Origin of the sequence: Streptomyces sp. NPDC017056 (assembly GCF_044332485.1) — a bacterium.
Classification (GTDB): domain Bacteria; phylum Actinomycetota; class Actinomycetes; order Streptomycetales; family Streptomycetaceae; genus Streptomyces.
In genome coordinates, this window is the sequence record NZ_JBIRPD010000014.1 from 119,454 (window position 1) to 144,925 (window position 25,472).

A 25,472-nucleotide genomic window follows, 5' to 3' on the forward strand; every position below is an offset into this window, starting at 1 on the left:
CCGGCCTGCTGCCGTGCGCATTCCAAGGGGGCCCCATGCCGCGTCCGTTCCGCTTCGGCGTCAACATGCTCACCATCGAGTCGGGGCCCGCCTGGCGGCAGAAGTGCCGCCAGGCCGAGGACCTCGGTTACGACGTGGTGCTCGTGCCGGACCACCTCGGCTGGCCCGCCCCGTTCCCCGCGCTGGTCGCCGCCGCCGAGGCGACCGAGCGCCCGCGCGTGGGCACCTTCGTCCTCAACGCGGGCTTCTGGAACCCGGCGCTGCTCGCCCGCGAGGTGGCCACCACCGACCTCCTCACCGACGGCCGGCTCGAACTGGGCCTGGGCACCGGGTACGTACGCGACGAGCACGACAAGGCGGGCCTGCCGTGGGGGACGCCCGGCGAGCGCGTGGACCATCTCACGCGTACGGTCGAGGAGTTGGACCGCCTGCTGGGCGACCCGGAACACTTCCCGAAGGCGGCCCAGCAGCCCCGGCCGCCGCTGCTGATCGGCGGCAACGGGCCGCGCATGCTGCGGCTCGCCGCCCGGCACGCGGACATCGCGGCCTTCACCGGCGGCCGGGCGGCCCGCGGCAAGCCGGAGGGCACGCTCGAACTCCTGACGGCGCAGGCACTCGACGACACGCTCACCGCCTACCGGAAGGCCGCAGCGGAGCGCGAGCGGCCCGCCGAGCTGAACATCCTGGTCCAGCGGGTCCTGGTCACCGACGACCGGCGCGCCGCGGCACGCGAGATCGCCGGGCACGGCATCGGCCTCGACGAGGAGCAGGCGCTGCACGTACCGACGTTCCTCATCGGCACCGTTCCGCAGATGGCCGAACAGCTCCGCGCGCACCGCGAGCGCTACGGCTTCTCCTACATCACCGTGCTGGACCCCTTCATGGAGGCGTTCGCGCCGGTCGTCGAGGAGCTCAAGGGGAGCTGAACCCGCCCGCGTCCGGTATCCGGAATGCACTGACAGGCCGCCGGAGCTGTGTTTGGCTCACGGGCATGAACGACATACGTATACGGACGGCCGTACCGGGCGACGCCGAGAGCGTGCTCGCCTTCTGGCGGGAAGCCGCGGAGGGCACCTCCATCACCGACGACGTGGACGGCGTGACCCGTCTCGTCGAGCGGGACCCGGAGGCACTAATCCTCGCGGAGTCCGGCGGGGCCCTGGTGGGCTCGGTGATCGCCGGTTTCGACGGCTGGCGCTGCTCCCTCTACCGGCTGGCGGTCCTGCCCGCGCACCGCCGGCGGGGGATCGCGACGGCGCTGCTCGAAGCGGCCGAGCGGCGCTTCGCGGCGGTGGGCGGCCGGCGCGGCGACGCCATGGTGCTGGAGGCGAACGAGCGGGCCCAGCATGCTTGGGCCGCCGCCGGGTACCAGCGGGAGGACCACTGGCGGCGGTGGGTGAAACCACTGGTACGGGCTTGATCACGGCCCGCTCCCACCCCTGCCGCCGCACCCCGCCCCACCTCCGCCCACCGGTACCGCCATGCCCTTATGCACCACTCACACGCCACCCGCTTTGCGCATCCTTTACTATTGGCGTTCCCACCGTCGTCCAGCGAAAGGAGTGAGCGTCCAGCCATGGGCGAGCCTCCCAGTCGTCCCCGCGTCTCCCCCCGGAGCGCGAACCTCCCGGTCCTGTTCGATCATGGGACGGAGGTGACCCGATGACCGAGCTGCTCCTCCTGGCCGTGGCCCTGCTCCTGACCCTGGCCTGCGGCGTTTTCGTCGCGGCCGAGTTCTCCCTGACGACCGTCGAGCGCAGCGACCTGGAACGCGCCGTGGAGCGCGGCGAGCGCGGCGCGGACAGCGCGCTCAAAGCCGTCCGCAGCCTGACCTTCCAGCTCTCCGGCGCGCAGCTCGGCATCACCGTGACCAACCTGGTCATCGGCATGCTCGCCAAGCCGTCGATCGCCACGCTGCTGGCCGGCCCGCTCGGCGCCGCAGGGCTGCCGCCGGCCGCCGTCGACTCCGTGGCCCTGGTCCTCGGTACGGCGATCTCCACGGTGGTCCTGATGGTCGTCGGCGAACTGGTCCCCAAAAACTGGGCGATCTCCAGCCCGCTGCCCATCGCCCGCCGCGTCGCCACCGCGCAGCGCGGCTTCAGCGCCGCCTTCAAGCCGCTCATCGGACACCTCAACAACACCGCGAACCGGATGATCCGCCGGATGGGCATGGAGCCCGCCGAGGAACTGGCCTCCGCTCGCGGGCCGCAGGAACTGGTCGCGCTCGCCCGGCACTCCGCCAAGGAAGGCGCCCTGGAGCACGACACCGCCGAACTGTTCGTCCGGACCCTCAACCTCGCCGACCTGACGGCGGAGAACGTGATGACGCCCCGCGTCCAGGTCACCGCCCTGGACGTGCAGTCCACGGCCGAGGACGTGGCCACCGCGACGCGCGCCACCGGCCTGTCCCGCTTCCCGGTCTACCGCGGCAGCCTGGACTCCGTGGTGGGCGTCGTGCACATCAAGGACGTCCTGGCCGTCCCCGCCGACCGCCGCTCCCGGTACCCGGTGTCCGAGCTGCTGCGCGAGCCGCTGCTGGTGCCGGAGACCCTGACCGTGGACAAGCTCCTGGACCGGCTGTCCGGCAAGCGCACGATGGCCGTCGTCATCGACGAGTACGGCGGCACGGCCGGCGTCGTCACCCTGGAGGACATCGTCGAGGAGGTCGTCGGCGAGGTACGCGACGAGCACGACCCGATGGAGACCCCGGACCTGGCGCCCGCCGGCGAGGACGCGGACGGCCGGATCCGCTACGACGCGGACGGCGCCGTACGTGCCGACCAGCTGGAACAGGTCGGCCTCAAACTGCCGGACGGCCCGTACGAGACCCTGGCCGGACTGATCGCCACCGAGCTGGGCCGGATCCCGGCCACCGGGGACAGCGTCGAGGTCGCGGGGTGGCGGATGGACGTCGTGGACGCGTCCGGGCACCGCGCGGCACGCGTACTGCTGCACTCGCCGCTGCCCGACGGCGCCGGCCCGACCGGGGAGGACGCCCGATGACCGCGCTCCAGCTCTTCGTCGGCCTGCTCACGCTGGTCGTCAACGCGTTCTTCGTGGGCGCCGAATTCGCGATGATCTCGGTGCGCCGCAGCCAGATCGACACCCACGCCGAGGACGGCGACCGCCGGGCGCACAGCGTCCTGTGGGGGCTCCAGCACGTCTCCGCCGTGATGGCGGCCGCGCAGCTCGGCATCACCCTGTGCACCCTGGTGCTCGGCGCCGTCGCCGAGCCCGCCATCGCCCACCTCCTGGAGCCGCTCTTCGACGCGGTCGGCGTGCCGGGCGCCCTGACCCACCCGATCTCCTTCGTGATCGCCCTGGCCCTGGCGACGTATCTGCACATGTTCTTCGGCGAGATGGTCCCGAAGAACGTGGCGCTGGCCGAGCCGGTGCGCACGGCCCTGGCGCTGGGGCCGCCGCTGGTCGCGCTGACCCGGGCGCTGCGCCCGGTGATCTTCGCGATCAACGCGTTCGCCAACGCGCTGCTGCGGCTGCTGCGGGTGGAGGCCAAGGACGAGGTGACCGCGACGTTCTCCGACGACCAGCTCGCGAAGATGGTCGAGGACTCGCAGGCCGCCGGGCTGCTGGACGACCGGGCTAAGAAGCGCCTGCGGGACGCCTTGGAACTGGGCCGCCGCCCGGTCACCGATGTGGTGCTGCCGGCCGAGAAGGTGGTCTCGGCACGGCTCGGCGTCACCCCGGAAGGCATCGAGAAACTGGCCGCACAGTCCGGTTTCTCCCGTTTCCCCGTCGTCGACAGCACCCAGCGCATCCTGGGATACCTGCACGTCAAGGACGCTCTCGACGCCGCGCCGCGGGACCTTCCCTTTCCGGTGCGGGCGCTGCGTCCGATCGCCCGCGTACGGGCCGAGACGCCGCTCGACGACGTCCTGACGGCGATGCGCGCCTCCCGCACGCACCTGGCAGCGGTCATCGGCAAGGACGGCCGCCTGGCCGGCCTGGTCACGATGGAGGACGTGCTGCGGGAGCTGGTGCTCCAGCAGCAGCCCAAGAAGGCGGGGCCGGCCGGGGGCGGCCCCGGGTAGGATTCCTCCCGCCATGGAGATCAGTGCCACGTACACCAGTTTCGTCGCGGTCGGCGACAGCTTCACCGAGGGCATGTCCGACGAGCTGCCCGACGGCTCCTACCGCGGCTGGGCGGACCTGCTGGCCGCCCGGCTCGCGGCCCGCACCCCCGGCTTCCGCTACGCCAACCTCGCGGTGCGCGGCAAGCTGATCGGGCAGATCGTCACGGAGCAGACCGGGCCGGCGGCCGCGATGGGCGCCGACCTGGTCACGCTGGTAGGCGGACTGAACGACGTCCTGCGGCCCAAGTGCGACGTGAACCGGGTCTGCGGCCTCCTGGAGGAAGCCGCGGGACGGCTGGCCAAGGACTGCCGACAGCTCGTGCTGATGCGCAGCCCGGGACGGCAGGGCCCGGTCCTGGAACGCTTCCGGCCACGCATGGAACAGCTCTTCGCGCACATCGACGCGCTGGCCGAGCAGCACGACGCCATCGTCGTGGACCTCTTCTCCTCCCGCGCGCTGGCCGACCCGCGGATGTGGGCGGACGACCGCCTCCACCTGAACAGCGCCGGACACGAGCGGGTGGCCGAGGCCGTCTGGCAGGCCCTCGGCTTCCCACCCGAGTCCGACTGGGACGCACCGCTCCCCGCGTTCGTACCACCGCGGTGGACCGCACGGCGCACCGCGGACGTACGCTTCGCACGCCGCCACCTGGTGCCGTGGATAGGCAGACGCCTGACCGGCCGCTCCAGCGGCGACAACCGCCCCCCAAAACGCCCCGACCTGCTCCCCTACAAAACCTGAACCCGCCGAGAACCGCCCGGGAGCAGTGCTCGGCTATCGCGTCACTAACCGCCAACCACATGCCGGGATGGTTGGCGATGCGTCCGAATGCCAAGTACATCCGGGACCCCGGCTGCAAAAAGACCTTCCGCAGCCTGGACGCGGTCGATGCCACCCTCGGCACCCCCGTCAAGGCCGATGACCGCGGTAACGTCAAGTTCGACCCCCGCAACACCCAACTGTGCGGCCTTGAGATCATTACGAACGACCGGGAATCACCCACGTACCGGCAGAGCATGATGGCCATGAGCGGCGTGAAGGTAACCACACGGTACGTACCGTAAAACCGCAGGGACTCGAAGATGAGCAACGACCGCCGCGCCACCTTCCTCTTCTACCCGCCCACCGACCGGGCCAACGCCTGGCACATGACCTTCGACGGCTTCCGGACCTCCCTGGAACGAGCCTTCCCCGACGCCTTCACACGCCTCATACCCACCAGCTTCCGGGGAGACAGCTACCTCGAATTCGAAGTAGCGACCCCGAACAACCCCGGCCTGCGCGGGATCGCCACCCTCCCCGTCAAAGAGTGCGGCTGCATCACCCTCACCGAGGCATCGCCCACCGACGCCGCCCACATCGCCCACTGGCTGCGCGACACCTTCATCCCTTCGCCAGACCTCATCCGCTTCAGCAGCGAAGCCGCCCTGGAACCCGGAGACGAATCCCACTGGGAGCTCCCCATTACCGGCGACACCACAGCGGTCGAAGCAATTCTGCGTGAGCACCTGGAAGCCGTCGGGTAAGAAGGAAAGAGCCGGAACGACTTGCGTGCCGCGTCCCGGGAGCACGAATCACCCACGTGCATGGCACGGAATGACGCAGCATGGTACGCGGCTCCTCTTCCAGCCTCCCGACTGGCTCTTGGGTTGCGACGAACTCTTCGAACATCGCTTCGCCTACGTCGATGTCGACGGAGCCATCACGGCCAGCCCACGCACCCACACAGCAACGACATCGCGGGCTTGGGCAGCCGCCGCAGCCAATATCGCCGAACGGGGCGTAGCCGGTTATGACGAACACCGGGCTCCTTTCTTACGGGAGGCCCATATACCGCCAGCTTTCACCCGGGGCGCCTTTCGCGGCAGGCACCCGGGCGGGACGGTGAGACATACAAGCAGTGCTCGTCAAGCAGCAGTTTTCAGCTGGTCACAGTGTTCGCGTACGCCAAAGACGGCATCGAACGGCACAGCGACCGCAGTGCTGTCAGGTAGTAGGCCGCACCCGACCCCCGCGCCGCCCGTGGTCCGTGATCGTCGAACACATAGAAGACGGGAAGGCAGGTCCACGCGGTGAGCTGGAGGTGAGCATGCACCGCCGCGCGCTCCACCGCATGTCGGTGAGTTGTGCCGCTGGTCATGCGGCTCTTGCAGTCGACCAAGGCAAGGCCCTCGCCCCGCACGGCAATCAGGTCCGGCATCCACCGGATCGAAGTGTCCGTTGCCCGTAGAGCCCGGCGGACGTGCGCAGTAAGAGTGCCCTGCTCCCAGAAACTGACGCCCCAACCACGCAGGGTGAGTTCGCGCGCAACGTGTTTTTCGTGTGCGTCACCGGTAGCTTTCCGCTGCTGGTAGCTCGCCATGCCTGGAGACTGGCGCACTCGCCTGAGCAGTGCGCGGGCCTCGAATGTACCTCGGCCAGGCACGCTGCTCCTCCCGCCCGTCCAGGGGCGTCTGCCAGCGTCCGCCTGTGTCTCAGTGTGGCCCACTGACAGTCGTTGTTGGATACCTCAAGTGGCTGAATCTCGCTTCTTTAGTACGGCCTGTAGGGCGGCTCGTCGAGCAATTGCTGCACCTTCGAGCCCGCCGCGCTGAACTGGTCGACGAGCGTTACCCCCGCAGAGGCATGGCACGGCCATCGGAGCCGTCACCACACATCACGACCAGCGGGGCCCCAGCCAGCTACGAACCGGGCCAACAGACGTCGAACGAGCCACGAGAGGGCGCGTAAGCCGCACGGTGCACCACCAGATGCCTCCACGCTCCGGCGCGCCTGGCCAAGAGCCACCTGGCAGTACCGCCGCGTCATGCTCACCCTGTGAGCACGGGGGTGGCAATTGCGGCTGCCATATCGCTAGCGGGCCCCTCGTGCTGCGAGCGAGGACTGCATCTGCAACCTGGGGAGAGGCGGATGACAGAGCAAGCAGGCGGCGTATCCGGACCACAGAAGCCCCTCTGGGCCAACCTGAACGACCACGTCCTGCTCCATACCAAGCCGACAGGCATGCCGTCGCACGACGGTGAGACGGCCGACGGTCTGATCCTGTGCAGCGTCACCGCTCTCAGATCAGCAAAAGACGCCCAGATGCTCCCGACCGCCCGCCTGCTTTTCGACCTGTCCCACTACGAACAGCACACTGCGAGCGCCGACGAAACCTTCTGGAAGCCTCCACCTGGCGACGCCTCACCCCTGTACTCCGAGCCGGATAGCACGTCTCCCGGACAGGGACAGATCGCCGCCGGCGCGACAGCGGTGCTGACTCCCACCCTCTGCCTCCGGGACGGCGACCGGGCTGCCATCCGCACAGCCGTCAGGAGCGTGCAGGAGTACGATCCCGCCTCGGCCGTATTCGTCGTCCCGCTCGACGCGCGATGGCTGCAACAAGACGACGACGTCCGGTTCCTCATCCGCTCTCTCAACGGCATCCCACACATCAAAGCGCTCGCCTTCGGCGCCATCGACGGAGTGCTCCCCGACGAGAGGTCCGCTCTGCGGCTGCGCGGACTCATCACCGGCGTCGAACACGTCGCACTGATACGCACCGACCTTGCCGGCCTCGATGCGCTCGCGCACGGCGCGGCCTTCGTCTCCATCGGCGTCCAGGCCTCCTGCCGCGCATTTCGCCCTCCCTACACACCCGGGCGGCCGGGCGAAAGCCCGCGTGCTCCACCCCGTGCTCATGGAGTATTTCCATGGCGCCCAACTCGCCCACCTCTACGGATGGGGCGGCGCCCCGCAATGCCACTGCGGTATCTGCAACGGGCAGCATCTCGCCCGGTTCAGCGACAGCCCCGACGACGTCGTAGCGGCTAACCGGCACAACGTCGCCACCTGGCTGCGCTGGGCCGAGGCCCTGCAGGCGGCGAGGCCCGGTTCCGAACGCCGCCGCCTGTGGAAGGACCAGTGCTGGGAAGCCGTCAAAGCCCGAGAGACCATCTCGCGGCAGTGGCGCAGCGCTCAGAGCCCGACCTGGCCGGCCGCGCTCAAGGTGTGGGCCACTGCAGCGGATTGACCACCGCCCGCCCCCCGCGGCCGCCCAGCACCTGCCGGTAGGCGTGCTCGATGAAACGCCACCCGGCTGCCGTGATCTGCACGTCGCGCAGCGGCTGCGGCGCGGCTAGCACCCGCGGCACGCCATCACCCTGCCACTGCACCACACCGGTGCTGTACAGCTTGGCCTCGGCCACCAGCCGTTCCGAACCCTCAACCGGACAGCCCAGCCAGACCGCCTGCGGCGCGTAGGCCCCGAACGGCATCCGGTTCAGCGCGTCAAGCCCAGCGTGATCACTGCGTACCACTGCCAGATCCACCCACAGCGGCAGCACCGCCAGCCGCTCCACCGTGTTCCCGCGCCGCCGCAGCACCCCCGGGGGGCAGCCGCACAGCAGACCATGTTCGTAATCGTTCAGCAACGAGGCAGGGGCTGGTTCGCCCACCGGCAGCTTCAGCAGCGCATTTAACGCCCACAGATCGTCCACCGAGCCCGCCCCCGACCGGATGCGGCGCTCGTGCTCGGCCTCATCGAGCCGATAGGCCAGCGCCACCCGCACGCCCCACAAATCCACTTCCGCGAGCTGCGTCCCCGGGCGCAGCTCACCACCGGCCGCGGCACGCACCACCTGCTGCGTCCCATCATCCACTTCCGTCATGATTCCTGGCATCACGCACCTCTTCACAGGTTGGCAGCACCTCAGCACGGCCTAGGCCACTGCGGGTCCGGTTCAGCCGATCCCACCCCGCCCCGGCCACATATGCCCTACGGGCCAGGCGGCGACGCCGCAGCGCCGGCGCGAACCAGGACGGGCAGGCCGCAGAGTCGGAGTTCAGCGTAGGTGGGGGCGTCGTGAGCTCGGCTGCTGGTGAGGCGCTGCCAGATCCAGCCGACTGCGTGGCGCTGCCGCTTTGGAGTGGTGTCCGGACCCAGCGGGTTGAAGGTCGGCAAGAGGCTGCTGTGCAGCACTCCATGCAGGTCGGACATTGCGCTACAGCGGGCGAAGTAGTCGGTCAGCCCCAGGACCGTGGCCGATCGGCCACGGTCCGGTCTGCTGCCCAGAACGCATACGGGTCTGCGATGCGCCCGGAGATGTGGTGGTCGGTGGGCCACGCTCGATCAGAGCCGTACGGCGCCTTCTCGGCGCGGCCCCACGTCTCCGCCCCGGCCAGGCAAGCAAGAGCGGGGACGGCCCTGAGCACGCCCACGACTCGTCGAGGATGCGGTGAAACTCCTCGGGGGTGCGATACAGCGGCCGTCATCATCTGTTCCAGCATGGTTGGGAGTCGGCGATACCGCAGCGGATCGGTGCCTTGGTTCCGAGTGCCCCGCCGCCGCTCGGCCAGCCTGCGTTTGCCCAACGTCTGGTGTGCTGATCCTGACGGGTACGGTCTACATGTGTGCTGGCGCCCTGGCCGGTTGGCTCGTCGAACTCTGACCGCACAGCGCGGTGTTGAAAGGAACATGCGTTGATAGAACGCCCCAAGCGCCTGTGGCCCGCGTTCACAACAGGCTTGGTTTTACTGCTCCTCGTCTCCCTTGTACGCGGCGTGTGCTGGGTGCTCGCCTCTCATCACATGCAAAGCGGGCACCACGACAGTGATAGCAACACGCCTGGCGAGGCCATAGGTGCCGATCTGCAGCACAAGGCATGGAGCGTGTATCAGGGCACGACAACGGCTGCCTTGGTCATCGTCGGTGTCACCGTTTTGTGGGCAGTCGCCATAGTATGGGCGAATCGCAAGACCCATCGGTAATTTTCCGATATTCTGCGACGGCCATCGGAGCGGTGTCGGGCTCACCGTCAGCGGCGCAGCTGACGGCTGGCAGCAGTGAGCACCTTCAGCGGTACGCGGGAGATGTCGTGCTCAGGCGCAGTCGGCACTCGTCGCGGTGATGTGCGAAAGCGTCTCCTTACCCTGCGGCCGCCTCGTCGGGTCTTCGGACGCAAGTACCGAGCGTCTCCGGTCTTCCGTCTTTGAGGACGGCGAGCGGCCGGGGCGTCTCGCATACGTCTCGCATACGTAGGGCTGAGGCGTCGGTGATCGTGCGCCGGCCTGGTTCGTAGGGGCCTCGCCTGGGCGTCATGGATATGACGGGCGGCAGGTAAGCTCTGGTTACGTGACTGCCAAGCCCCGCATTCCGAATGTTCTGGCCGGCCGCTACGCCTCCGCGGAGCTCGCCGTCCTGTGGTCCCCCGAGTACAAGGTCAAGCTGGAGCGCAAGCTGTGGCTGGCCGTGCTCCGCGCGCAGAAGGATCTCGGGGTCGAGGTGCCCGAGGAGGCTCTCGCCGACTACGAGCGGGTGCTGGAGAACGTCGACCTGGCGTCGATCGCCGAGCGGGAGAAGGTCACCCGCCACGACGTCAAGGCCCGCATCGAGGAGTTCAACGCGCTCGCCGGGCATGAGCAGGTCCACAAGGGCATGACCTCCCGCGACCTGACCGAGAACGTCGAGCAGCTCCAGGTCCGGCTGTCGCTGGAGCTGATGCGGGACCGTACGGTCGCCGTGCTGGCGCGGCTGGGCCGGCTCGCCGGTGAGCACGCCGAGCTGGTCGTGGCGGGGCGTTCGCACAACGTCGCGGCGCAGGCGACCACGCTCGGCAAGCGCTTCGCGACCACCGCCGACGAGCTGCTGGTGGCGTACGGGCGGCTGACGGACCTGCTGTCGCGCTACCCGCTGCGTGGCATCAAGGGCCCGGTCGGCACCGCGCAGGACATGCTGGACCTGCTGGGCGGGGACGCCGCGAAGCTGGCCGAGCTGGAGCAGCGGATCGCCGGTCACCTCGGCTTCGGGCAGGCGTTCACCTCCGTCGGCCAGGTCTACCCGCGTTCGCTGGACTACGACGTGGTCACCGCGCTGGTGCAGCTGGCCGCGGCGCCGTCCTCGCTCGCCAAGACGATCCGGCTGATGGCCGGCCACGAGCTGGTGACCGAGGGCTTCAAGCCCGGCCAGGTGGGCTCGTCCGCGATGCCGCACAAGATGAACACCCGCTCCTGCGAGCGCGTCAACGGCCTGATGGTCATCCTGCGCGGCTATGCCTCGATGGCCGGTGAGCTGTCCGGCGACCAGTGGAACGAGGGCGACGTGTCCTGCTCGGTGGTGCGCCGGGTCGCACTGCCGGACTCCTTCTTCGCCCTGGACGGCCTGCTGGAGACGTTCCTGACCGTACTGGACGAGTTCGGCGCCTTCCCCGCAGTCGTCGCGCGCGAGCTGGACCGCTACCTGCCTTTCCTCGCCACGACCAAGGTGCTGATGGGCGCCGTACGGGCCGGGGTGGGCCGCGAGGTGGCGCACGAGGCGATCAAGGAGAACGCGGTCGCCGCGGCGCTCGCCATGCGCGAGCAGGGCGTGGAGCGCAACGAGCTGCTGGACAAGCTGGCCGCGGACGAGCGGATCCCGCTGGACCGGGCGGGGCTGGACGCGCTGATGGCTGACAAGCTGTCCTTCACGGGCGCCGCCGCCGACCAGGTGGCCGCCGTCGTGTCCCGTATCGAAGAGATCACCAAGCAGTACCCCGACGCCGCGGCGTACGCGCCGGGCTCGATTCTGTGAGGCCCCGCTGAAATGGGATTCACTCCCGAGGAACTGCAGGCCGCGCGCGGCCGCCTCGTCCCCGACGTGGCGGCGCCCGGCCTGCGGGTGCTTTTCTGCGGCATCAACCCCGGGCTGATGTCGGCCGCCGCCGGCCATCACTTCGCCCGGCCCGGCAACCGCTTCTGGCCCGTGCTGCACGCCGCCGGCTTCACGCCGCGGGTGCTCAAGCCGGCCGAGCAGGAGGACATGCTCGCGTACGGCATCGGCATCACCAATGTCGTGGAGCGGGCGAGCGCCAGGGCCGACGAGCTGACCGCCAAGGAGTTCCGCGAGGGCGGCCGGCGGCTGGTCGAGAAGGTGAAGCGGCTGCGGCCGAGGTGGCTCGCCGTGGCGGGGGTGACGGCCTATCGGGTGGCTTTCGACGACAAGCACGCGAAGGTCGGGCCGCAGGAGCGCACCATCGGTGACACCCGCGTCTGGGCGCTGCCCAACCCGAGTGGCCTGAATGCGCACTGGTCCCTCGCCACCATGGCGGAGGAGTACGGGCGCCTTCGGGCCGCGGCCTTCGCCGAAGACGGTGCCACGCCGGACGTGTGAGCTGCGCGTTTCGGGTAAGGCGAGCGTTATGTGTAGGACGCACGGGGTGGAAGGGCCGTGCGGGACGTGTAGGCCGTACGGGAGATCTGCGCCGTATACATACGGCCAGTGAGCCGATAAGCCATCAAGCGTCCCTTTGGTCCCATCCGTCTCGTTCCTATGCTGGTTGTGCCGATTTCGATCTTTGCGTTGATACTCGGAGAAACCAATGTGCCGCTCAGCCCCTAGCGACAGGACGAGATGACTACCGGTCAGCCTCAGCCGCCGCGCCTCCGGCGGAACAAGCGGTCGGACGGAGGAAACAACTCCGACACCGACCGGCTGCTGCGCACCCTGCTGCGCCGCCGCAAACGCCAGCTCAGCGTCGAGGAAGTCACCGTCACCGACAGACCGCAGGTACGCCGCGCGGTCACGGCGGCCGCCCTCGGCAACATGATGGAGTGGTTCGACTTCGGGGTCTACGCCTATCTGGCGGCCACGATGGGCAAGGTCTTCTTCCCGTCCAGCTCCCCCGGGGCCCAGCTCGTCTCCACCTTCGCCACCTTCGCCGCGGCCTTCCTCGTGCGGCCGCTCGGCGGTCTGGTCTTCGGACCGCTGGGCGACCGCATCGGACGGCAGCGGGTGCTGGCCGCGACCATGATCATGATGGCGATCAGCACCTTCGCGGTCGGCTTCCTGCCCACGTACGCCACCGTCGGGTTCGCCGCTCCCCTGCTGCTGCTCGTCTGCCGACTGGTGCAGGGCTTCTCGACCGGTGGTGAGTACGCCGGCGCCACGACCTACATCGCCGAGTACGCCCCCGACAAGCGCCGGGGCTTCCTCGGCAGCTGGCTCGACTTCGGTACGTTCGTCGGCTACGCCCTCGGCTCGGGCCTGGTCACCGTGCTCACCGCCGTACTGGGCACGGACGGCCTGGAGAGCTGGGGATGGCGCATCCCCTTCATGATCGCCGGTCCGCTCGGCCTGATCGGCCTCTACATGCGCCTGAAACTGGAGGAGACCCCGGCCTTCAAGCAGGAGGCGGAAGCGGCGCGGCAGGAGGCCGAGGCGTCGGAATCCGGCGACACGCCCGTCGAGGAGGCCCGGCAGTCGGGCAAGGGCCGGCTCAAGGAGATCTTCACCGGGCACTGGGAAGCCGTGCTGATCTGCATGGGGCTGGTGCTGCTCTACAACGTCACCAACTACATGGTGACCTCCTACCTGCCCACCTTCATGACCGAGACGCTCGGCGAGGATCCGACGACCGCGCAGCTGCTGGTCCTCGGCACCATGGTCGTCGTCGCGCTGACGATCACGACCGTGGGCCGCACCTCGGACCGCTGGGGCCGCCGGCCGGTGTTCATCGCGTCCAGCATCGCGCTGGTGGCGCTCTCCTATCCGGCGTTCCTGCTGATCCGCGAGGGCGGCATCCTGCTTCCGGCCCTCGGCTGCCTCATCCTGGGCCTGCTGCTGGTGTGCTTCGCGGGAACCTCCGCCTCCACGCTGCCGGCGCTCTTCCCGACCCATCTGCGCTACGGCGCGCTGTCCATCGCCTTCAACATCTCGGTGTCGCTGTTCGGCGGCACCACGCCGCTGGTCGCCTCCGCGCTGGTGGAGTCCACCGGCAGCCACATGATCCCCGCGTACTACCTGATGGTGGCGGGCGTCATCGGCTTCATCGCCGCCTTCTTCCTGCACGAGACGGCGGGCAAGCCGCTGCGGGGCTCCGGTCCGATGGTCGAGACCCCGGAACAGGCCCGCAAGCTGGTCGCCGACAGCCGGACCGAGGCCGGGCGCCAGGCCCGGGACATCTGGATCCGCCTGCGCCACCCCTGGGCCCGCCATCACCGCGACGACCAGGGCAACCAGAACAAGTAGGCACCGCAGGAGCGACGGGACGGCCGCGCCGGCACGGTCCGCGCGCGGCCCCCGCTCCTCCGCACGGCCCCGCTCGGCACGGTCCCGGCACTGGCGGTCCCTGCACGAGCGGTCCCGGAACGGGCGGCGCCGGCGGGGCGGCCGGTCCGTACCGCATCCGCGCCCGGCGCCCGCGCTCAGCCCACGGCATCCGCGCGGCCCACCGCCGCCAGCAGCTGGAAGACAGGCATCTCGGGATCGCCCTCCCCCAGCCCCACCGCTATCCAGCGCCCCTCGACACGCCAGGCGTGCACACGCGGCACCTGGCCGCACAGCACGTCGAGCGGCGGCTGGACGGGCATGCCCATGGCCACCCGCTCCAGATGCCCCGCGAGGTCCAGCACCTCCGGCTCGCCCCAGCGTAAGCAGAGAGCCGATATGAGTCCCTCCAGCTCGGCTCGGTACTCCTGCGCCGTCTCCTTGACGACCGCGGGGTCCGCTTCCCAGAGCTGCTCGTCGCCGCGCAGCTGGGCGACGTGGAAACCGGGGCCGCTCTCGACCATGGCGGAGCGGACCGGGCCGTCGGGGAAGGCTCGGCCGCGGAGGAGGTCGATGGCGGTGAGATGCTGTGCTGTGGTCGTTTTCGTCATGCCGTCAGTAAACCGCCCGGGTCTGACAATTGGCCCGGCGTCAGCGCATCGGCGGTGGCCGGCCGCCCCGCGTGCGGCTCCGGCGCCCGGCCGGGCGGCCGCCTCCCGGCGGTCCCCCGTCCACCGCCCGGGACTCGCCGCACACCGGCTGACCGGCTACGATCCGCCACACACGCAATGCGAGGGAGACGGACGTTGGGGCGGCTAACCGGTGGGGACCCCTCGCTGCTGCGACGGATCAACTCCGCGGTGGTGCTGCACGCGCTGCGCGCCGCCGACTCCCCCACGCTCACCCACCTCGTGGAAGTGACCGGCCTGTCCCGGCCCACGGTCGAGGGAGTGGTCGAGGGGCTGATCGAGACCGGCCTGGTGGCCGAGGCGCCCGCCGACGAGGGCGCCGCCCGCCGTCAAGGCCGGCCCGCCCGCCGCTTCCGCTTCCGTACGGAGGCCGGGCACCTGCTGGGCATCGAGATCGGCCCGCACCGGGTGGCGGCGCTCCTGTCCGACCTGGGCGGCCGGGTGCTCGGCTCCGCCCAGCGCACGGTCGAGGAGACCGCGTCGGCGGACGAACGGCTGGAGAAGGTACGGGCCGCGGTGGCCGAGCTGCTGCGGCGGGCGGGCGTGGCCCGCAGTTCGCTGCGGGCGGTCGGCGTGGGCAGCCCCGGCATCGTGGAGGCGGACGGCACCGTACGGCTGGGAACCGCCCTGCCCGGCTGGACCGGGCTGCCGCTCGGTGACCGGCTGCGCCGCTCGTTCCGGTGCCCCGTCCTCGTGGAGAACGACGCGAACACCGCCGCGGTGGCCGAGCACTGGAAGGGCGCGGCAGCCGGTTCGGACGACATCGTGTTCGTCCTCGCGGGGCTGAGTCCGGGGGCCGGCGCGCTGATCGGAGGGCGGTTGCACCGCGGCTTCGGCGGCGCCGCCGGGGAGATCGGCGCGCTGCACCTGCTGGGCCGCGAGGCCACCCCGGAGAAGCTGCTCTCCACGACCGGGCAGCCGTTGCACCCGCTGGACGAGGCCCAGGTGGCACGGGTGTTCGAACTCGCGCGTGACGGTGATGCGCGGGCCAGGGACGCGATGGACCGTTTCATCCGGCGGCTGGTGCACGACGTCGCGGCGCTGGTGCTCGCGCTGGACCCGGAACTGGTGGTGGTCGGCGGCTGGGCCGCGGGCCTGGACGACGTACTGGAGCCGCTCCGCGCCGAACTGGCCCGCTACTGTCTGCGGCCGCCCCAGGTGGCCCTGTCCGCACTGGGGGAAGCGGCGGTGGCCACGGGCGCGCTGCGGCTCGCGCTGGACCACGTCGAGGGCGAGCTGTTCGCGGTCGAGGGGACGGTCACCGCCCGGCGCTGAGGGACGTGACTCCGGCCGCGACCGTGCCGTACCCCTAACCCGGCTCGCCTGGCACCCCCGCCGCGCCGGGGCCCTCCGCCTCCTGGAACGAGCCGACGACCACCCGTGACAGGGCGTTCTGATGCTTGATGGCCGGCGGCTCCACGGGGTTGTCGGTCTCGGACGACTCGGCCGGCGGCGAAGTCGGCGTCTGGGACTCCGACGGCCCCGCAACCGCATTCTCGCCCTGGCCCTCGCCCTCGCCCTCCGAAGGCTGTTCGAGCGGCTGCTCACTCGGCGGCGGCGAGGGTGCGGCCGCCTGGCCCGCCCCCGCAAGCGAGGAACTGCCCGAAGGGCCGGGCGACGGGCTCGCCGCCGACCCGGCTCCCGGATCGGAGCGGGGAGCGGGAGCCGCTGTGGCGGACGTGGTGCCCGTACGCCCGGACGGCGTGCTCCCGGACAACGTGCTCCCGGGCGGTGTACTCACGGATGGCGTACCGCTTGACGAGTCGCCCCCGGACGCCGTCGGAGCGCCGTGCGACCCCTCCGGCGGGGCCGCGGCGCTCCAGGGGAGCTGCGTCATCGGAAGGTCGGTGCCGCCGTTCCCGTACACGACGCCCAGGCCGAGCGCGAGCGCCACGAGGGAGTTCCACGCGATGCGGCGTCCGATGCGCGGCGATGCCGTCGGTGTACGGCGACCGCCGGCGAAACCGCCGGAAGAGGCCACCCGCCTGCGCGTCCCGCCCTGGCTGTGCCTCCCGCCCTGCCTGTGCCTCGCGGGTACCCGGCTCCGGCGTACGCGCTTGCCGCCCTGTGACCCCGGCGGGCCCTTGACCTCCGTCGCCGGTCCGCCGTCGGCCGGGGAACTCGCGGAGACCAGGCCGAAGTCGTCCCTGCCCGCTTCCACGAGGAGTTCGCCGAACGCGAAGGGCGCGACGACCGGGAACCAGCGGGCGACGCTGCGCTTGGCGCTGCCCTGGCAGGTACGGCACTGGCCCGCGTGGCGGGTGACGGTGCGGCACACGGCGCCCGGCAGGGCATCGGTGCTGTCCGCGTCGGCGAGGAACCGCTCCAGGGCGTCCACGGCCCGCCGCGCCCGGTCGGCTGCGGCATGGTCTCCCGCCACCGCGGCGGCTGCGGCCTCGGCCGCCCGGGATGCCACCGCGTCCGCCAGGATGTCCGCGAGCCTGCCGCACGCCTCCCGGTTGCGCGGGTCCTTGGCCAGCACGTTGGCCCGGAAGGCCTTCCGCAGCGCCTCGTTGTGGTCCTTGGTGCTCCCGGTGGCGCGTCCGAGGCGCCGGGCCAGCTCGGCTCCGGTCAGTTCCTCGCCGACGTACAGGTCGTGGAACCGCTGCGTGCCGGGGCCCAGGGCCACCGCGATGTTCCTGGTCAGCGTCAGCGCGCGGCGGCGACGGGACGTGAAGTCGGCGTCGTCTTCCGCGATCTGCCGCAGGCGGCGGGCCGTCTCCCGGCCGGCCGACTCCTCCCAGTCGGCCCAAGGAGCCGCGGCGTCCCGGGCCCGCTTGCGCCTCTGCTGGGCGCAGCGCCGCCAGGCGATCTGGTAGAGCCAGGACTCCAGGGCCTCCGGGTGCTCCAACCGGTCCAGCTTCGACCAGGCCGTGAGGAAGGTCTCCTGGAGCGCTTCCTGAGCGGCGTCCCGGTCCGGCAGGAGCCGCTTGAGGCAGAAGCCGTACAGGCGTGCGTAGTGGATTTCGTAAAGTTCGTCGAAGAGGGCGCGGCGCGCCCATCGGCCGGTGGTGGACTGGAAGCGCCTGACCAGGGCGGCGGTGTCCACGTCGGCCGTTGTGTACTTGATGCTGGGCGATGTGGTCACTGCCCCACCCCGTTCGTGTGCTCCGGCGCGCGGCCGGAGTACGAGCGTCGCACGCGGGATCCTACGGCGAATCGCCACGGCAGTGGCGCACGGGTGGGCGCGCACGGCGCACGGTGGTGCAAGGGGCGCGGACGGAGCGCGACGGCTCCGATGAGCCCGTCGGCGCACAACACCAGCAGGTCCCTGAGGGTGCCAGGGGGCAGCAACAGGTTCGCCAGGACCGTCACCGGGCCCAGCAGCGCCACCCGTACCGCGCCCGGCACGAGCCTCCGATTCATGGTCGTTCTCCTTCGACTGCTCCGGTTGAGGTCGGTCGGAGGAGAAGGGCCCGGGAGGGTGCCCGTCGGGGGCACTTCCCCGGAAAAACTTTTCGCGGCCGGGCCGCGGCGCGACGCGGAGGCGTTGTCAGACCCCCCGGCTAGTGTGCTGAGCAGATGGTCCGGAGCCTGGCCGAGCAGTGGTCGGGGGCCGGTCAGCCGCGGTACCGAACCGGGGAGAGAGCGTTGAGCGAGGACCGGGACTCCACCACGTATCCGTCGTCCGCCGGGTACGCCAGCGTCAACGGCCTGAATCTGTACTACGAGGTCCACGGCACGGGACGGCCGCTGGTCCTGCTGCACGGCGGAATGCTCACCATCGACCTGACCTTCGGCGGCATACTCCCCGCGCTCGCCGCGACGCGTCAGGTCGTCGCCGTCGAGTTGCAGGGACACGGGCACACGGGAGACATCGACCGGGAGCCCGCGCTCTCCTACCTCGCCGACGACGTGGCGGGGCTGCTGGACCACCTCGGGATCGACCGGGCGGACGTGTTCGGTTTCAGCCTGGGCGGCCTGACCGCCCTTCAGCTGGCTGTTGCCCGGCCCGCGCGGGTCGACCGGCTGGTGCTCGCCTCCACCCACTACCGGCCCGACGGCTACCACCCCGAGGTCCGCGACCCCTCCGCGCGCCCCGGCTCCCCCCGGATGCCCACCGAGAGCGACTTCCAGGAGATGTACGAGGCGTACACGGAAGTCGCTCCCGATCCGGGACGCTTCGAGGCGTTCGCCGAGAAGCTCCAGCCGACGGTGCACGCGTTCGAGGGCTGGTCCGCGGAGACACTGGCCGGCATCGAGGCACCGGTCCTCCTGCTGGTCGGCGACACCGACTTCGTCCGGCTGGAGCACGCCGTCGAGATGCACGGCCTGATCCAGGGGTCACAGCTCGGCGTGCTCCCCGGCACCACCCACCACAACCTGCCGCGGCGCGCCGACCTGGTCGTACCGATGGTGAAGGCGTTCCTGTCCCGGTCCGCCGAGCCCTAGCTGCACCGCGTCCTAGCTCGCCAGGGCGGTGACGCCCGTTTCGGCCTCGTTGTCGCCGAAGGTGAGGCGGCAGGTGTCGGCGCGGTACGTGGACACTGCCACGGCGGCGGTGCGGCCGCCCGCGAAGTAGCGGGTGGTGACGACGAGGACGGGGGCGCCGGGCAGCCGGTCCAGCTCCCTGGCGTCGTCCGCGCGGGCCGAGCCCAGCTCCACGGCCCGGTCCTGGCCTTCCAGTTCGAGCTGTTGCAGCTCGCGGAGGACGACGCGGGCGCGGGCCGGCGCGTCCACCGCGACGCCGGCGGCGGCACCGGGGACGCAGCGGGCGGGCACGTACAGCTGCTCGGCGGCGACCGGCTGGCCGTGTGTGACCCTGCTGCGGTGCACGATGTGCACCCGCTCGTCGGGCGTCAGCTCCAGCAGGCGCGCCACGGCCGCGGGCACGGACTGCGACTCGACGGCGTCGACGGGCTGCCAGTCGTCACCGGCCGCGCCCGGCCAGGTGTGGCGTACGGGCTCCACGGCCACGCCCACGCGGGGCGGCGCGACGGTCGTGCCCACGCCCCGGCGGCGCTGCAGGCGGCCTTCCAGCTCCAACTGCTCCAGCGCCTGCCGCAGCGTGGCGCGGGCGACGCCGAAGCGCGCCGCGAGCTCCCGCTCGTTGGGCAGCACCTCGCCGACCGAGAACTCCGAGTCGAGAGCCTCGCTGAGCACGGTCTTGAGGTGCCAGTACTTCGGCTCCGGCACCGTTTCGAGCTGCGTGGTCCCCACCCTGTCCTCCGCCATGGCCGTCTTCGCGGCGGGGCTGGCCCCCGTCGCCTGCGCGCCCGGTTCCGGGCCCGCACCCACGCTCCTGATATGAGCGCTTCTTTATTAAAGGTTGTTGCAGTATCCCTGCGACGATATGGCCGCCCCCACCCTTGGTCAAGACCAATCGACGGATCCGTTCGGGCAGGGCAGGGCGGGCAGGGCAAGGCAGCGCAAGGCGCAAGGCAGGCTGTACGGCCGGTACGGTCCGCTCATACCGGATGGAGTGGTCAGTTTTTGCCGAGGGAGGCCAGCTTGTCCGGGTTGCGGATGATGTAGACGGTTTGGATGCGGCCGTCCGCCACGTCGAGCTGCACGAGCGAGTCCGGCTTGCCGCCGGAGCGCACCAGCAGCGCGATGCCCCCGTTGAGCTGCAGGAATTCCCACCCGGCGTCCGGGATGCCGCCCTTGATCACGCCGAGCACGAACCGGCTGACCTTGTCGGCGGACTCGATGACCCGCAGCGGCGCCTTGGCCTTGCCGCCGCTGTCGCCGACCAGGCGCGCGTCGTCGGCCAGCAGGTTCAGCAGCCCGTCCAGGTCCCCGCCCGCGGCCGCCGCCAGGAAGCGCTCGGTCAGGTCGCGCTGCCGGACGGGGTCGACCTCGAAGCGCGGCCGGCGCTCCTCGACGTGGCGCCGGGCGCGTCCCGCGAGCTGGCGCACCGCCGCCTCGCCGCGGTCCAGGACCGCGGCGATCTCGGCGTACGGGTAGCCGAACGCCTCGCGCAGCACGAACACCGCGCGTTCCAGCGGCGACAGCGACTCCATGACCACCAGGACGGCGAGGGTGACGGACTCGGTGAGGACGGCGTGTTCGGCGGTGTCGGCGACGGTGGCGCCGAGGTCCGTGGCCAGCGGCTCGGGCAGCCAGGGGCCGACGTACGACTCGCGGCGCGTCTGGACCTGCCGCAGCCGGTCGATGGCCAGCCGGGTGGTGACGCGCACCAGGTACGCGCGCGGCTCGCGGACCTGTCCCCGGTCGGCGGCCGACCAGCGCAGCCACGCCTCCTGGACCACGTCCTCGGCGTCGGCGACCCGGCCGAGCATGCGGTAGGCCACGCCCAGCAGCACCGGGCGGTGTTCCTGGAAGACATCGGTTGCGGAGTCCGTCTGCACGCGTTCATCCCAGCGGGCCGCTCGCACGTTGTCCAGCGCGGATGGCCGGAAAGCGACAACCGCGGACGTGGTGTGCGGCACAGCTCGACACAAGACGCTCAACAAGAGCGGCGCTTCGAGACGAGAGCGGTGCTTCGATGCGAGAGCGGTGCTTCGAGTCAGAAAAAAACAAAAGAAAGCAAGGCGCGCCTACCGCTGAGTAGTTATCGCTGTCATCGTGTGTCCCTGCACGTCAGCCGAGAGCGCCCCCGTCCCCCGCCCCAGGAGCTTTCCATGGTCGCACCGGTCTCCTTCGTCGACGTCTCCCCGGCCGGCCGACCGGCCTTCACCGTCGCTTACGAGCGCAAGGGCGCGGGCGCTCCGCTCGTCCTGCTGCACGGCATCGGTCACCACCTCCAGGCGTGGCGGCCGGTCTCCGACATCCTCGCCGCCTCCCACGAGGTCATCGCACTGGACCTGCCCGGCTTCGGCGCCTCGCCCGCGCTGCCGCCCGGCGCCGCCTACGATCTCGGCTCGGTCGCCCCGCTGCTGACCGCCACCTTCGCGGCGCTGGGGCTCGACCGCCCGCACATAGCGGGAAACTCGCTCGGCGGCCTCCTGGCCCTCGAACTCGGGCGCGGCAGGCACGTACGGTCGGTGACCGCGCTCTCCCCCGCCGGGTTCTGGACGCAGGCGGAGCGGCGGTACGCCTTCGGGGTGCTGCGCGGCATGCGGGCCGGCGCCAAGGCGCTGCCGCCGCCGGCGGTCGGGCTGCTGGCCCGTTCCGCGGTCGGGCGCGCCTCGCTCACCAGCACGATATACGCCCATCCCGGCCGTCGTTCGGCGTCGGCGGTGGTGGCCGAGACCGAGGCGCTGCGCGGCGCGGCCGGTTTCGCGCCCACGCTGGCGGCGGGCCGGGCCGTACTGTTCACCGACGACGTGCCGGACGTTCCGGTGACGATCGCCTGGGGCAGCCGCGACCGGCTGCTGCCGCGCCGCCAGGGCGTACGGGCCAAGCATGCGATACCGGGCGCCCGGCTCGTCCGGCTGCCGGGTTGCGGCCATGTGCCGATGAATGACGACCCGGCGCTGGTCGCCCGGGTCATTCTCGACACGGCGCGTTGAGGACCAGGGCGCTCCCCGCAGTTCACCGTGCGTTCGCCCACGCGGCACCGGGCAACGATACGAACAGAACGTCACCAAGATCGGTCGTTCCACGGGAGGTTTCACATGGCGCAGGGATCCGGCAGAGCCGTCAACCGGCGGTCGGTACTGCACGGCGCGGCGCTCGGTACCGCGGCGCTCGCCCTCCCCGCCGTCGCCAACGCAGCGGGACCGGGCGCCTCGGCCGCCCCGTCCCGTATCGCGGGGGCGCCCGCCCAGGCGCGCGCCGGGCGGCCGAGCGCCCTGTGGGGCGTGCAGACCGGGGACGTGACGGCCTCCTCCGGGCTGGTGTGGGTGCGTTCGGACCGGCCGGCCCGGATGATCGTGCAGACGGCGGCGACCGAGGCGTTCCGCAACGCGCGCACCTGGCACGGTCCGGTGCTCGGCCCCGGTACGGACTTCACCGGCACCACCGCGCTGCACGGCCTGCCGTCCGGCGAGCAGGTCCACTATCGCGTGCTGCTCGCCGACCCGCACGACTACCGGCGTACGGGCGAGCCGGTCACCGGGACCTTCCGCACCGCCTCGGCCAGGCGCCGCGACGGCGTGCGGTTCACCTGGTCGGGCGATCTGGCCGGGCAGGGCTGGGGCATCAACCCGGACCACGGCGGCTACCGGATCTACGAGGAGATGCGGCGCCGCGACCCGGACTTCTTCCTGTGCAGCGGTGACAACATTTACGCCGACAACCCGATCGAGGCCAGTGTGCGACTGCCCGACGGCAGGATCTGGCGCAATGTGACCACCGAGGAGAAGTCGAAGGTCGCCGAGACGCTGGCGGAGTACCGCGGCGCGTTCCGCTACAACCTGCTCGACTCCAACCTCCGCGAGTTCAACGCGCAGGTGCCCACCATCATCCAGTGGGACGACCACGAGGTGCGCAACAACTGGTACCCGGGCCAGATCCTCGACGACGCCCGGTACACGGAGAAGGACGTGGACGTGCTCGCGGCGCGTTCGCTGCGCGCCTTCCGGGAGTACTTCCCCATCCGTACGCTCCGGTCCGACCGGGGCGGGCGGGTCTACCGGGTGATCAACCACGGGCCACTGCTGGACGTGTTCGTGCTGGACATGCGCACGTACCGGAACGCGAACTCCCCCAACCGGCAGACCGACGACCGGCAGGGCATCCTCGGGGCCGAACAGCTGGCGTGGCTCAAGCGGGCGCTGTCGCGGTCCCGCGCCGTGTGGAAGGTGATCGCCTCCGACCTGCCGCTGGGGCTCGTGGTCGCGGACGGCAAGACCGACTTCGAGGCGGTGGCGCAGGGCGACCCGGGCGCGCCGCTGGGCCGGGAGCTCCAGATCGCGGAGCTGCTGCGGCACATCAAGCACCGCCGCGTCACCGGCACAGTGTGGCTGACCACGGATGTGCACTACACCTCGGCCCAGCACTACGACCCGTCGCGTGCCGCCTTCAAGGACTTCGCGCCGTTCTGGGAGTTCGTGTCGGGGCCCCTGAACGCGGGCGGGTTCCCCGCGGTGCCGCTGGACGGCACGTTCGGGCCCGCGCAGCCCTTCGTCAAGGCGCCGCAGCGGGCCAACGTCTCGCCCGCCGAGAGTCCGCAGTACTTCGGCGAGGTGGACATCGACGGGGACAGCGGCGAGTTGACGGTACGGCTGCGGCAGGAGGGCGGGCAGGTCCTGTTCAGCCGGGTGTTGCAGCCGGGGCGGGTGGGGCAGCCGGAACGGTAGCGTGCTCTGCGTACCTGTCGGGTCCGCGGCGCAATCCGTTGCCTTTTGACGCGATTGTGTCCTTTACTCATCGGTCACAGAGCGTTCGCGATCAGGCAACACCGGTCGGCGAGGCTGTCTGCATGACTGACGCGACATCTGCCAAGAGCTCCCGCCGCCACCACTGGCGGCGGGACCTGGTCGAGCTGGCGGCCCTGTTCACCGCCGTGTCCGTGGCGGACGCCCTCGCCAACGCCATCGCGCACGGCCCGTCGGGGCCGGTGCTGCTGTGCTGCTCGGCGGTCGCCCTGCTCGCCACGGCCGCGTTCCACACCTGGTGGGCGCGCCGCCACGAACACGCGCCGCCGCCGACCGATACGGGCGCCACAGCGCCCGAGGCCCCCGCCCGCCCCGCCGGGGAAGGGCAGGACACGGCGCTGTGGCGGATGCGCACGACCGTACGGGACGAGCCGGGCAGCCTCGCCGCGCTGTGCGCCGCGCTGGCCGGGCACCGGGTGGACATCCTGAGCCTGCAGACCCACCCGCTGTCGGAAGGGACGGTGGACGAGTTCCTGCTGCGCGCCCCCGCCCCGCTGCCCGCGGCCGAGCTGACCCGTACGGTCGCCGCCGCGGGCGGCGCGCACACCTGGCTGGAGCGGGCCGACGCCCACGACCTGGTGGACGCGCCGACCCGGATGCTGAGCCTGGCCACCCGCACCGCCCTGGATTCCGCCGAACTGCCGCTCGCACTACGCCAGTTGCTGGGGCGCTGCACCATCCATTCGGTGCCCGCGCGGTCCCTGAACGGGCGGCCCCGGGCCGAGCGGGTGCCGGACGAGGGCATCCTCGAAGAGCACACCATGAAGTTCCGCGACCCGTCCGGGGGCACCGTCACCATCGAACGCCCGCACCTTCCCTTCACGCCCACCGAGTTCGCGCGGGTACGGGCGCTCGTCGAGCTGGACGCCCGGCTCGGCCAGCGCGTACCGCCGCGCCGCGACGTGCTGACCCTGCCCGAGGGCAACCCCATCACGGTCCGCCGCGCGGGCGCCGCCGACCTGACGGCGGCGCGCGAGATGCACTCCCGCTGCTCGGCGCGGACACTGGCGATGCGCTACCACGGCCCGGTCGCCGACGCGGAACGCTACCTGGAGCACCTGCTCAGCCCCCGCTTCGGCCGCACGCTCGCGGTCGAGACGGCGTCCGGGCGGCTGGTGGCGCTCGGCCACCTGCTGTGGGACGGCGAGGAGACCGAGGTGGCGCTGCTGGTCGAGGACGCGTGGCAGCGGCGCGGCATCGGCGCCGAGCTGCTGCGCCGGCTGGTCGGCATGGCGGCCGACGCGGGCAGCGCGAGCGTGTACGCGATCACCCAGGCGTCCAACACCGGGATGGTGGCGGCGATGCGCGGCCTCGGGGTGCCGCTGGACTACCAGGTCGAGGAGGGCACACTGGTGATCACCGCCCGCCCCGCCGGGGTGCCCGCGCGACGGGAGCCCGTACGTCCCGAGGCGGCCGGGGCCGCGCCGGACGCCGGCCCCCGGGCGACGTGACCGCACGGGCGCGGAA

Annotated in this window: 23 protein-coding genes; 16 read left to right on the plus strand and 7 right to left on the minus strand. The window is 71.3% G+C overall.

Going from position 1 to position 25,472, the window contains the following annotated elements; all coding sequences use genetic code 11:
• Nucleotides 1-35 precede the first annotated feature (35 nt).
• The 7 genes from ACH4OW_RS25450 (at nucleotide 36) to ACH4OW_RS25480 (ending at nucleotide 5,618) form a co-directional block, all read left to right on the plus strand.
• On the plus strand, nucleotides 36-926 hold the full coding sequence (locus tag ACH4OW_RS25450) for an LLM class F420-dependent oxidoreductase (RefSeq protein WP_398030162.1): 891 nt from the start codon (nucleotides 36-38) through the stop codon (nucleotides 924-926).
• Nucleotides 927-991: 65 nt separating this feature from the next.
• Nucleotides 992-1,420 (plus strand): GNAT family N-acetyltransferase, encoded by a 429-nt coding sequence (locus ACH4OW_RS25455; protein WP_360128989.1) that lies wholly within the window; start codon nucleotides 992-994, stop codon nucleotides 1,418-1,420.
• Between the two features lie 242 nt (nucleotides 1,421-1,662).
• Nucleotides 1,663-3,003 carry a hemolysin family protein gene (locus ACH4OW_RS25460; RefSeq protein ID WP_360128986.1) on the plus strand — a complete coding sequence of 447 codons (1,341 nt, stop codon included), beginning with the start codon at nucleotides 1,663-1,665 and terminating at the stop codon, nucleotides 3,001-3,003.
• On the plus strand, nucleotides 3,000-4,049 hold the full coding sequence (locus ACH4OW_RS25465; RefSeq protein ID WP_360128983.1) for a hemolysin family protein: 1,050 nt from the start codon (nucleotides 3,000-3,002) through the stop codon (nucleotides 4,047-4,049). The genes ACH4OW_RS25460 and ACH4OW_RS25465 overlap by 4 nt, the downstream gene beginning before the upstream one ends.
• A 13-nt stretch (nucleotides 4,050-4,062) precedes the next feature.
• Complete coding sequence (locus ACH4OW_RS25470) at nucleotides 4,063-4,833, plus strand: SGNH/GDSL hydrolase family protein (protein WP_398030163.1); 771 nt, start codon at nucleotides 4,063-4,065, stop codon at nucleotides 4,831-4,833.
• A gap of 77 nt (nucleotides 4,834-4,910) precedes the next feature.
• The gene (locus ACH4OW_RS25475) at nucleotides 4,911-5,156 is read left to right on the plus strand and encodes a hypothetical protein (RefSeq protein ID WP_398030164.1); all 246 of its coding nucleotides are present in this window, start codon (nucleotides 4,911-4,913) and stop codon (nucleotides 5,154-5,156) included.
• Nucleotides 5,157-5,174: 18 nt separating this feature from the next.
• Entirely contained in the window at nucleotides 5,175-5,618 is a 444-nt protein-coding gene (locus ACH4OW_RS25480; protein WP_398030165.1) for a hypothetical protein, read from the plus strand.
• 395 nt (nucleotides 5,619-6,013) lie between these two features.
• Here ACH4OW_RS25480 and ACH4OW_RS25485 read toward each other — a convergent pair whose 3' ends face one another.
• Complete coding sequence (locus ACH4OW_RS25485; RefSeq protein WP_398030166.1) at nucleotides 6,014-6,454, minus strand: hypothetical protein; 441 nt, start codon at nucleotides 6,452-6,454, stop codon at nucleotides 6,014-6,016.
• An 821-nt stretch (nucleotides 6,455-7,275) separates the two neighbouring features.
• Complete coding sequence (locus ACH4OW_RS25490; RefSeq protein ID WP_398030167.1) at nucleotides 7,276-7,665, minus strand: hypothetical protein; 390 nt, start codon at nucleotides 7,663-7,665, stop codon at nucleotides 7,276-7,278.
• Between the two features lie 106 nt (nucleotides 7,666-7,771).
• Here ACH4OW_RS25490 and ACH4OW_RS25495 point away from each other — a divergent pair, with 106 nt between their 5' ends.
• Entirely contained in the window at nucleotides 7,772-8,104 is a 333-nt protein-coding gene (locus ACH4OW_RS25495) for a hypothetical protein (RefSeq protein ID WP_398030168.1), read from the plus strand.
• Here ACH4OW_RS25495 and ACH4OW_RS25500 read toward each other — a convergent pair.
• Nucleotides 8,076-8,741, minus strand: a complete 666-nt coding sequence (locus tag ACH4OW_RS25500; protein ID WP_398030169.1) for a hypothetical protein — start codon at nucleotides 8,739-8,741, stop codon at nucleotides 8,076-8,078. The genes ACH4OW_RS25495 and ACH4OW_RS25500 overlap by 29 nt on opposite strands.
• Nucleotides 8,742-10,204: 1,463 nt before the next feature.
• On the opposite strand from ACH4OW_RS25500, the gene purB reads away from it, so the two are divergent.
• From purB to proP, 3 genes are all read left to right on the plus strand, one after another.
• Nucleotides 10,205-11,638: an adenylosuccinate lyase gene (purB, locus tag ACH4OW_RS25505; RefSeq protein ID WP_398030170.1), complete on the plus strand. Its 1,434-nt coding sequence runs from the start codon at nucleotides 10,205-10,207 to the stop codon at nucleotides 11,636-11,638.
• 12 nt (nucleotides 11,639-11,650) lie between these two features.
• On the plus strand, nucleotides 11,651-12,217 hold the full coding sequence (gene mug / locus ACH4OW_RS25510; protein WP_398030171.1) for a G/U mismatch-specific DNA glycosylase: 567 nt from the start codon (nucleotides 11,651-11,653) through the stop codon (nucleotides 12,215-12,217).
• 321 nt (nucleotides 12,218-12,538) lie between these two features.
• Nucleotides 12,539-14,074, plus strand: a complete 1,536-nt coding sequence (gene proP / locus ACH4OW_RS25515; RefSeq protein WP_360129301.1) for a glycine betaine/L-proline transporter ProP — start codon at nucleotides 12,539-12,541, stop codon at nucleotides 14,072-14,074.
• 176 nt (nucleotides 14,075-14,250) lie between these two features.
• Here the strand turns inward: proP and ACH4OW_RS25520 are convergent, their stop codons facing one another.
• Nucleotides 14,251-14,703 carry a hypothetical protein gene (locus tag ACH4OW_RS25520; RefSeq protein ID WP_398030172.1) on the minus strand — a complete coding sequence of 151 codons (453 nt, stop codon included), beginning with the start codon at nucleotides 14,701-14,703 and terminating at the stop codon, nucleotides 14,251-14,253.
• 195 nt (nucleotides 14,704-14,898) lie between these two features.
• On the opposite strand from ACH4OW_RS25520, the gene ACH4OW_RS25525 reads away from it, so the two are divergent.
• On the plus strand, nucleotides 14,899-16,056 hold the full coding sequence (locus ACH4OW_RS25525) for an ROK family transcriptional regulator (RefSeq protein WP_360128957.1): 1,158 nt from the start codon (nucleotides 14,899-14,901) through the stop codon (nucleotides 16,054-16,056).
• Between the two features lie 34 nt (nucleotides 16,057-16,090).
• Here the strand turns inward: ACH4OW_RS25525 and ACH4OW_RS25530 are convergent, their stop codons facing one another.
• Nucleotides 16,091-17,869 (minus strand): sigma-70 family RNA polymerase sigma factor, encoded by a 1,779-nt coding sequence (locus ACH4OW_RS25530; protein WP_398030173.1) that lies wholly within the window; start codon nucleotides 17,867-17,869, stop codon nucleotides 16,091-16,093.
• 503 nt (nucleotides 17,870-18,372) lie between these two features.
• Here ACH4OW_RS25530 and ACH4OW_RS25535 point away from each other — a divergent pair.
• Nucleotides 18,373-19,173 (plus strand): alpha/beta fold hydrolase, encoded by an 801-nt coding sequence (locus ACH4OW_RS25535; protein WP_398030174.1) that lies wholly within the window; start codon nucleotides 18,373-18,375, stop codon nucleotides 19,171-19,173.
• A gap of 12 nt (nucleotides 19,174-19,185) precedes the next feature.
• Here ACH4OW_RS25535 and ACH4OW_RS25540 read toward each other — a convergent pair whose 3' ends face one another.
• Together ACH4OW_RS25540 and ACH4OW_RS25545 are read right to left on the minus strand one after the other, a co-directional pair.
• The gene (locus ACH4OW_RS25540; RefSeq protein WP_398030175.1) at nucleotides 19,186-19,941 is read right to left on the minus strand and encodes a GntR family transcriptional regulator; all 756 of its coding nucleotides are present in this window, start codon (nucleotides 19,939-19,941) and stop codon (nucleotides 19,186-19,188) included.
• Between the two features lie 266 nt (nucleotides 19,942-20,207).
• Nucleotides 20,208-21,092: an RNA polymerase sigma-70 factor gene (locus ACH4OW_RS25545; protein WP_398030176.1), complete on the minus strand. Its 885-nt coding sequence runs from the start codon at nucleotides 21,090-21,092 to the stop codon at nucleotides 20,208-20,210.
• Between the two features lie 273 nt (nucleotides 21,093-21,365).
• On the opposite strand from ACH4OW_RS25545, the gene ACH4OW_RS25550 reads away from it, so the two are divergent.
• The 3 genes from ACH4OW_RS25550 (at nucleotide 21,366) to ACH4OW_RS25560 (ending at nucleotide 25,456) form a co-directional block, all read left to right on the plus strand.
• Nucleotides 21,366-22,196, plus strand: coding sequence for an alpha/beta fold hydrolase (locus tag ACH4OW_RS25550; RefSeq protein WP_398030177.1), 831 nt, complete (start codon nucleotides 21,366-21,368; stop codon nucleotides 22,194-22,196).
• 105 nt (nucleotides 22,197-22,301) lie between these two features.
• Nucleotides 22,302-23,927: an alkaline phosphatase D family protein gene (locus ACH4OW_RS25555; RefSeq protein WP_398030178.1), complete on the plus strand. Its 1,626-nt coding sequence runs from the start codon at nucleotides 22,302-22,304 to the stop codon at nucleotides 23,925-23,927.
• Nucleotides 23,928-24,049: 122 nt separating this feature from the next.
• A complete protein-coding gene (locus ACH4OW_RS25560; RefSeq protein WP_398030179.1) occupies nucleotides 24,050-25,456 on the plus strand; it encodes a GNAT family N-acetyltransferase in 1,407 nt (468 codons plus the stop codon).
• The last annotated feature ends 16 nt before the right edge of the window (nucleotides 25,457-25,472 follow it).